Below are 8,861 nucleotides of genomic sequence, written 5' to 3' on the forward strand. Positions count from 1 at the left end.
AGCGCGCGTGCTGATGATGTCGACGAACAACATCCTGTCGCCCGCCAACGGCAAGCCGATCATCGTGCCGTCGCAGGACATCGTCCTGGGCCTGTACTATCTGTCGCTGGTCAAGGACGGCGAGCCGGGTGAAGGCAAGCTGTTCGCCAACATCGGCGAGATCGACGCCGCGCTGGACGCCAAGGTCGTGACCCTGCACACGCGCATCAAGGCGCGCTGGACCGAGCAGGACGCCGAAGGCAAGGAGGTGACGAAGGTCATCGACACGACGCCGGGCCGGATGAAGCTGGCGGCCCTGCTGCCGCGCAATCCGAACGTCGGTTATCGCCTGCTCGAGAAGAACCTGACCAAGAAGGAGATCGGCAACCTGATCGACGTGGTCTATCGCCACTGCGGCCAGAAGGCGACGGTCATCTTCGCCGACCAGATGATGGGCCTGGGCTTCCGCGAGGCGGCCAAGGCGGGCATCTCGTTCGGCAAGGACGACATCGTCATTCCCGCCAAGAAGGCCGAACTGGTCGCCGAAACCCGCACCCAGGTCGAGGAGTACGAACAGCAGTACGCCGACGGCCTGATCACGCGCGGCGAGAAGTACAACAAGGTCGTCGACGCCTGGGCCAAGGCCACGGACCGGATCGCCGACGCCATGATGGGCGAGATCGCGCAGCCGCGCGTGCTGATCGAGGGCGAGAATCCCGACATCAACTCGGTCTTCATGATGGCCAACTCGGGCGCCCGCGGTTCGCAGGCGCAGATGAAGCAGCTGGGCGGGATGCGCGGCCTGATGGCCAAGCCTTCCGGCGAAATCATCGAGACGCCGATCACCTCGAACTTCAAGGAAGGCCTGACCGTCCTCGAATACTTCAACTCCACCCACGGCGCCCGCAAGGGTCTGGCCGACACCGCGCTGAAGACCGCCAACTCGGGTTATCTGACCCGCCGTCTGGTGGACGTGGCGCAGGACTCCATCGTCACCGAGCAGGACTGCGGCTCGACGCGCGGCATCACCCTGCGTGCAGTGATGGAGGGCGGCGACGTCCTGGTCTCGCTGGGGCAACGCATCCTGGGCCGTTACGCGGCCGAGGACATCAAGGAGCCGGGCACGGACACCGTCCTGTTCCCCGCCGACACCTATCTGGTCGAGGAAGTCATCGAGGCCGTGGAGGCCGCCGGGGTCCAGTCGGTCAAGGTGCGTTCGGCCCTGACCTGCGAAGCCGAGGCCGGCATCTGCGCCCACTGCTACGGCCGTGACCTGGCGCGCGGCACCAACGTCAACATCGGCGAAGCGGTCGGCGTCATCGCCGCCCAGTCGATCGGCGAGCCGGGCACCCAGCTGTCCTTCATGGAGGCGACCAACGCCGGCGTGGCCAAGGTGGTCGGACCGACCGTCGTCGCGGCCCACGGCGACCTGGTGGCCATGAGCCGCAACGTCACCGTGACCGTGGTCGTGGACGGCAAGGACCGCGAGACGCACAAGGCGCCTTACGGCGCGCGCATCCGCGTCAAGGACGGCGGCGAGGTCAAGCGCGGCCAACGTCTGGCCGAGTGGGACCCCTACACCACCCCGATCCTGACGGAAGTCGGCGGCGTGGTGCGGTTCGAGGACCTGGTCGAGGGCCTGTCCGTCAAGGAAGAGACCGACGAGGCGACGGGCATCGCCCAGCGCGTGGTCTCCGACTGGCGCGCCAGCCCGCGCGGCTCGGACCTGCGTCCGGCCATGGGCGTCACCCTGGGCGACGCCTACGCCAAGCTGTCGTCCGGTTCGGACGCCCGCTATCTGCTGCCCGTCGGCGCGGTTCTGTCCGTGGCGAACGGCGACGAGGTCAAGCCGGGCGAGATCATCGCCCGCGTCCCGACCGAAGGCGCCAAGACCCGCGACATCACCGGCGGTCTGCCGCGCGTCGCCGAACTGTTCGAAGCGCGTCGTCCGAAGGACTGCGCCGTCATCGCAGAGATGGACGGCCGGGTCGAATTCGGCCGCGACTACAAGAACAAGCGTCGCATCAAGATCACGCCGGAACCCAACGCCGACGGCGTCCAGGGCGAACCCGTCGAGTTCCTGATCCCCAAGGGCAAGCACATCTCCGTCCACGACGGCGACCTGATCCAGAAGGGCGACTACATCATCGACGGCAACCCCGATCCGCACGACCTGCTGCGGATCCAGGGCGTCGAGGCGCTGGCCGAATATCTGGTGAACGAGGTGCAGGAGGTCTATCGCCTGCAAGGCGTGCCGATCAACGACAAGCACATCGAAGTCATCGTGCGTCAGATGCTGCAGAAGGTGGAAGTCCTGGATGCGGGTGAAACCACCCTGATCCGCGGCGACACCGTCGAAGTCGCCGAAGCGGCCCTGGAAAACGCCAAGGTCGAGAAGCGCGGCGGCCGCATCGCCACCACCCAGCCGGTCCTGCTGGGCATCACCAAGGCGTCGCTGCAGACCCGCAGCTTCATCTCGGCGGCGTCCTTCCAGGAAACCACGCGCGTCCTGACCGAGGCCTCGGTCCACCCCGGCGGGCACGGGCGCCTATCTGCGCTCGCTGCAGAAGATCGCCAACGAGCGCGACGCGGAACTGACCCAGGCTCGCGAAGACGCGATCGAGCCGCTGCCGGCCGATCTGCAACTGGAGCTGGAGAGCAGCGAAGGCTGATCTCTCCGGGTTCGGAACGACGACAGAGGGCGGCGCCGGAGACGGCGCCGCCCTTTTTTCTTTTCGGGGGCTGACACCCTTCTCGTCATTCCGGAGCTGAGCGGAGCGAAGAACACGGAACCCAGGACCGCTTCGTTTTGCTGGGTAAATTCGGCGCTGGATCCACGCCTCCTGGGTTCCGGGTTCGTCCTGCGGACGCCCCGGAATGACGGCGACAGATCAAATGTCGTTTGAACCTAGTCCTTCCACTGCTCGATCGGCGCCGATGCGCCCGGCGTGATGGGCGCGCCGCCCGCCCGATGTCCGTCGCGCCGTGTCTGGACATTGCGGCTGGAATCCGGCGCCAGAGACGGGTTCAACTGAGCGCCGGCGCAGCCCGTGCCGAAGTTCGAACCGGGACAGTCGGCGGGACCGACCACGCCCACGCCGCCGGACAAGGGGCGGCGCCGCGCCTCCCACTCCGCCAGGCGCCGCGCGCCTTGGCGAGCGAAGGCGGCGTCGCGTTCCGGGTCGCCCGAGCCGGCGATGGGGGCGGCGTTCTGGCCGCGCCGCATGGCGTCCTCGCGGCAATGGGCGCGCTCGGCGGCGTTCAGCTGATCCGAGGTTGAACAGCCGATCAGTCCCTGGCGCAGGGTGCGGGCCATGGCGTTCGTCCGGCTGTTCGGATCGACCCGCCACGGATCGTCTGGCGTCTGCACGCCCTGAGGCGCCGGCGCGGCGAGCCTGGGGCGCAAGGGGGCGGGGCGGGCGTCCAACTGCGGCGTCGGCTGGGTCGCCCAGCGCGACCGGGTCTGGCGCGCATCCGGGGCGGGCGTCGCGGCCGTGACCTCGGTGGAGGACTGGACCGGGACACGCGGCCGCTCGTCGGGCAAGAGCGGGCGCGGCGCGATGTCGACATAGAGGATCGGCTGATCGGGCGCGCGCGACGGCCCGTCGATCCCCAGGGCGGTGAAGGACAGCACCGCGATCAGGCCGACGTTGATCGCCACCGAAGCCGCCGCCAATCCGATCTTGCGCAAATCCGGCCGCCGCAATCGAGGCCGAGCGAGCGGAGGGTGCGCTGACAAGACGGTCATTGGCGACGCTTTCTGAGGTTGGGCAAAAGGCCGTCCCGCGAAGAGAATAGCTCGACCGATATGTTGGCGCCGCCACATTCGGCGATAGGGCCGAGTTGCAGGCAGGGTTCGTCGGCGTCCGTAGGCGCGGCCCGCTGATTTTCCCAGGCCGCCAGACGGCGCGCGCCCTGGCGGGCGAAGGCGGCGTCGCGCTGGGCGTCGCCCGTTCCCGCGATGACGGCGGTGTTCGTGGCCTCGACCCAGCGATCCTCGCAGGCGCGTCGCGCGTCGAATGACAACCGATGCGGCGCATCGCATGAGGGGGTGAGCGCGTTTGGACGGGGCGCGGCTGTGTTGACGCGCCATCCGGGGTCTATGCCTTCGTCTTCGCGCGCGGCGATCTGAGGATGCTGCTCCGATGCTAGGTCCCTGTCCGAACCGTGCGGCGGCGTGTTCGGCTTCTCGCGTCGCGCCCCAGGGGGCTCGCCCTGCGTGTGACCATTCGGTCGTTTCGATGCGCGAGCCAGGGTGGGCCAAATCTCGTCGAGATAGACGATCATCGGCGGGGCGTGCAGCGACGGCCGTCGTGGATCAGGGTCGGTTACGGACAAAAGTGCGACGGCTCCGGCATTGAGGCCGATAGCGGCCGCTGCAAAACCGGCCCTGCGCCAATCCAAGCGCGGTTTCCCTATCCGTCCGAGCGCCGCCGCACTCATCGCGCCGTCCCTCGGCTCAAACCTATGTCGTGCGACGACGTCAGGAACGGCGACATCGTCAGTTCATGCCCAGCAGCGACCGAAGACCAGGATAGGGGCCATCGCCTTCGCGGTAGTCCCGCCAGCGTTTCTTGACGGCGGCCTCCTTTTCGAAAGCCGCAGTACGGGCGTCGCCCGTGCGAATCAGCGGCGCCCAAGGGCCCGCTTCCAGGACGGCCGGCGCATCGCAGACCACGCCGCCGTCTAACGGCATTCTGTCCGGGTGAGCGCAAACCGGCACATCGGTCCGATCCGGGCTTTCCCGAGGCCAAGTCGTGCCTACTGACGATTGGCGGCGAACCGTCCATTGCGGGTCATAGGCGGGAGAGGGCGGCGGATCGGACCGGGCGCCGTTGGGGGATGCCGCCGCGATTCCTTCGATACGACGGGGCGACGCTGGATCGGCCCTAGGCCTGTCGTTCTGAATCCTGTCCTCGACACCTGCTTTGGACGACGTCACGAATGGTGTCGATGCGCTGACGACGACCGGCTCCATGTCGATATAGACAGGCCCCGACGTTGGAATTCGACGCTGAGTCGGTCGTCGTTCCTCCAGGGACATCAGCGCCAGCAGGCCGGCGTTCAAAGCGAGCGAAAGCGTGAGCGCCCCTGTCTTGGTCAGCCTCGCCATTCACCATCCCCGGTTGGTTGCACGATCAAGCTGAACGGGAAGCGTGGCGGGTTTCAGGCCGATTAGAGTTCTATTGGGGACCGCAATCGGATGGCGGGGAGGGAAAGGGCAGGTGTTAACGCGCTTCTTGACCTAACGCCCCAACGCGCGTAGAAGCCGCGCACTTTCGAGGCGTGGCCGGTTCGCCGGTCGCCGAGAACGTGACAATCGAACGGACGGCCTGTGCGCCGCCGGAACGCCCGAAGCGCGCGTTCCGGCCCTTTGTGTTTTCGTGTTCCGGTCCGCCGGAGCGGACCGGGGGCTGTTTGGGGCACGTCCTCAGTCTCGATGACACCCGGGCGAGGGGATGGTCCCCCGTTCACAAGAAGGCGAGAGGCGCTTCGGTCGAAAGACACACGCCTCCATCAGAAGTCGAGACAAGTTTCGAATGCCTACGATCAACCAGCTGATCCGCAAGCCGCGCAAGCCCAAGCCCACCCGCAACAAGGTGCCGGCCCTGGAGGGTTCGCCTCAGCGTCGCGGCGTCTGCACCCGCGTCTACACCACGACCCCGAAGAAGCCGAACTCGGCTCTGCGTAAGGTCGCCAAGGTCCGTCTGGCCAAGAACGGCTACGAAGCCGTGTGCTACATCCCCGGCGAAGGCCACAACCTGCAGGAGCACTCGGTCGTTCTGATCCGCGGCGGCCGCGTGAAGGACTTGCCCGGCGTCCGCTACCACATCCTGCGCGGCGTTCTGGACACCCAAGGCGTCAAGGACCGCAAGCAGCGTCGTTCGCACTACGGCGCCAAGCGTCCGAAGTAAGCCATTCGCTTTCGGGCCGTCGCGCCCGGACGCCTTTTCGAGATATTCCCGGCGAGCGCCGGGCACTGCAAGGAATAACCCATGTCGCGTCGTCACCGCGCCCAGAAACGTGAAGTTCTGCCGGATCCCAAGTTCGGGGACCTGGTCGTCACCAAGTTCATGAACTACGTCATGTACGAAGGTAAGAAGGCCGTCGCCGAAAACATCGTGTACGGCGCCTTCGACATCCTGGCCGACAAGAAGAAGGACCAGGAGCCGGTCGCCACCTTCCACGCCGCCCTGGACAACGTCGCCCCGTCGGTCGAAGTCCGCTCGCGCCGCGTCGGCGGCGCCACCTATCAGGTGCCCGTCGAAGTCCGCCCGGACCGCCGCCGCGCCCTGGCCATCCGCTGGCTGGTCAACGCCGCGCGCAAGCGTGGCGAGAACACCATGACGGAAAAGCTGGCCGCCGAACTGCTGGACGCCTCCAACAACCGCGGCACCGCGGTCAAGAAGCGCGAAGACACCCACAAGATGGCCGAAGCCAACCGCGCCTTCAGCCACTATCGCTGGTAACGCCTTCAAAGCGTCATCCGCACTGACTATCTAAGGGTTTCCGGCGCGGGCGGTTTGAGCTAAATCGCCCGCGCTCGCTTATCCGCCGCATCGACGATCATCCCGAGGGCGCGTTTCGCGTCCTGCACTACTTCTCCAAGGCACGTTTTCATGGCTCGTACGCACAAGCTCGAGGACTACCGCAACTTCGGCATCATGGCCCATATCGACGCGGGCAAGACGACGACGACCGAGCGGATCCTGTATTACACCGGCAAATCCCACAAGATCGGCGAAGTCCACGACGGCGCCGCGACCATGGACTGGATGGACCAGGAGCAGGAACGGGGCATCACCATCACCTCGGCCGCGACGACCGCCTTCTGGCAGAACAAGCGCCTGAACATCATCGACACCCCCGGCCACGTGGACTTCACCATCGAAGTCGAACGTTCGCTGCGCGTGCTGGACGGCGCCGTGACGGTGCTGGACGGCAACGCCGGCGTCGAACCGCAGACCGAAACCGTCTGGCGCCAGGCCGACAAATACTCGGTGCCGCGCATCGTCTTCGTCAACAAGATGGACAAGATCGGCGCCGACTTCGACAAGTCGGTGGAATCGATCCGCGACCGCCTGGGCGCCAAGGCCGTGCCGATCCAATTCCCGATCGGCGCCGAAAGCTCGCTGAAGGGCCTGGTGGACCTGGTCCGCATGAAGGCCGTGGTCTGGGACAACGACGGCCTGGGCGCGTCCTACCATGACGAAGACATCCCCGCCGACCTGGTCGACAAGGCCAACGAAGCCCGCCAGTACCTGATCGACAACGCCGTCGAGCTGGACGACGAGGCGATGGAAGCCTACCTCGAAGGCGCCGAGCCCGACGAAGCCACCATCAAGAAGTGCATCCGCAAGGCCGTGCTGACCGGCGCCTTCTATCCGATCCTGTGCGGCTCGGCCTTCAAGAACAAGGGCGTGCAGACGCTGCTGGACGCCGTGGTCGACTATCTGCCGTCGCCGCTGGACATCCCGCCGACCCCTGGCATCGACTTCAAGACCGGAGAGCCGGTCGTGCGCAAGGCGTCGGACGACGAACCCCTGTCGGTCCTGGCGTTCAAGATCATGGACGATCCCTTCGTCGGTTCGCTGACCTTCTGCCGCCTGTATTCGGGCAAGATGGAGACGGGCATGAGCCTGCTGAACTCGTCGCGCGACAAGCGCGAGCGGGTCGGCCGGATGCTGCAGATGCACTCCAACAACCGCGAGGACGTCAAGGAAGCCTACGCCGGCGACATCGTCGCCCTGGCCGGCCTGAAGGAAACCCGCACCGGGGACACCCTGTGCGACCCGATCAAGTCGCCCGTCATCCTGGAGAAGATGGAGTTCCCAGCCCCGGTGATCGAGATCTCGGTCGAGCCCAAGACCAAGGGCGACCAGGAGAAGCTGGGCGTCGCCCTGGCCAAGCTGGCTTCGGAAGATCCCTCCTTCACCGTCTCGACCGACCACGAGTCGGGCCAAACCATCCTGAAGGGCATGGGCGAGCTGCACCTGGACATCAAGATCGACATCCTGAAGCGCACCTACAAGGTCGAGGCCAACATCGGCGCGCCGCAGGTTGCCTATCGTGAATCGCTGGGCCGCAAGGTCGACATCGACTACACCCACAAGAAGCAGACCGGCGGCACGGGCCAGTTCGCCCGCGTCATGATCACCTTCGAACCCGGCGAGCCAGGCTCGGGCTTCGTGTTCGAGAACCAGATCGTCGGCGGCGCGGTGCCCAAGGAATACATCCCGGGCGTCGAAAAGGGCCTGAACTCGGCCAAGGACAATGGTCTGCTGGCCGGCTTCCCGCTGATCGACTTCAAGGCGACCCTGACGGACGGCAAGTTCCACGATGTCGACTCCAGCGTGCTGGCGTTCGAAATCGCGGCGCGCGCCGCCTTCCGCGAACTGAAGGAGAAGGGCGCGCCCAAGCTGCTCGAGCCGATCATGGCGGTGGAAGTCGTGACCCCCGAGGAATACCTCGGCTCGGTCATCGGCGACCTGAACGGCCGTCGCGGCATGATCCAGGGTCAGGACATGCGCGGCAACGCCACCGTCGTGAACGCCTTCGTGCCGCTGGCCAACGCGGCATGTCACAGGGCCGGGCCCAGTTCACCATGCAATACGACCACTACGAGCCGGTACCGCAACACGTCGCCGACGAAGTGATCAAGAAATACGCCTAAGCTTTTCCTTTCGGAAAAGCGCACCTAAATAGCGCCCGGTCGGCCAATGGCCGGGCGCCCTTAACCCCAAACTGAAGGAACCCCGGTTCGGGGACCTAGGAGCTAGAAAATGGCCAAGGAAAAGTTCGAACGGACGAAGCCGCACTGCAACATCGGCACGATCGGTCACGTCGACCACGGCAAGACGACGCTGACGGCGGCGATCACG

6 protein-coding genes and 2 pseudogenes are annotated in these 8,861 nt (G+C 66.2%); 5 read left to right on the forward strand and 3 right to left on the reverse strand.

What is annotated here, in order from left to right; genetic code table 11:
- Positions 1–2,651, forward strand: a pseudogene (locus DI624_RS15665) (DNA-directed RNA polymerase subunit beta'); the annotation flags it as partial.
- A 236-nt stretch (positions 2,652–2,887) separates the two neighbouring features.
- Here DI624_RS15665 and DI624_RS15670 read toward each other — a convergent pair.
- From DI624_RS15670 to DI624_RS15680, 3 genes are all read right to left on the reverse strand, one after another.
- Positions 2,888–3,670, reverse strand: coding sequence for a hypothetical protein (locus tag DI624_RS15670; RefSeq protein WP_291540353.1), 783 nt, complete (start codon positions 3,668–3,670; stop codon positions 2,888–2,890).
- A 53-nt stretch (positions 3,671–3,723) separates the two neighbouring features.
- Positions 3,724–4,383, reverse strand: a complete 660-nt coding sequence (locus DI624_RS15675) for a hypothetical protein (RefSeq protein ID WP_291540356.1) — start codon at positions 4,381–4,383, stop codon at positions 3,724–3,726.
- 97 nt (positions 4,384–4,480) lie between these two features.
- Positions 4,481–5,092 carry a hypothetical protein gene (locus tag DI624_RS15680; RefSeq protein WP_291540358.1) on the reverse strand — a complete coding sequence of 204 codons (612 nt, stop codon included), beginning with the start codon at positions 5,090–5,092 and terminating at the stop codon, positions 4,481–4,483.
- 427 nt (positions 5,093–5,519) lie between these two features.
- Between DI624_RS15680 and rpsL the strand changes: the two genes are divergently transcribed.
- The 4 genes and pseudogenes from rpsL to DI624_RS15700 all read left to right on the forward strand — a co-directional run.
- On the forward strand, positions 5,520–5,894 hold the full coding sequence (gene rpsL / locus DI624_RS15685) for a 30S ribosomal protein S12 (RefSeq protein WP_008260482.1): 375 nt from the start codon (positions 5,520–5,522) through the stop codon (positions 5,892–5,894).
- 81 nt (positions 5,895–5,975) lie between these two features.
- Positions 5,976–6,449 carry a 30S ribosomal protein S7 gene (gene rpsG / locus DI624_RS15690; protein WP_248121325.1) on the forward strand — a complete coding sequence of 158 codons (474 nt, stop codon included), beginning with the start codon at positions 5,976–5,978 and terminating at the stop codon, positions 6,447–6,449.
- A gap of 150 nt (positions 6,450–6,599) precedes the next feature.
- Positions 6,600–8,653: pseudogene (gene fusA / locus DI624_RS15695) on the forward strand (elongation factor G).
- A 109-nt stretch (positions 8,654–8,762) separates the two neighbouring features.
- On the forward strand, positions 8,763–8,861 hold a 99-nt coding region (locus tag DI624_RS15700), incomplete at its 3' end, for a GTP-binding protein (protein ID WP_156356048.1).

Source organism: Brevundimonas sp., from assembly GCF_003248455.1.
Taxonomy (GTDB): Bacteria; Pseudomonadota; Alphaproteobacteria; order Caulobacterales; family Caulobacteraceae; genus Brevundimonas.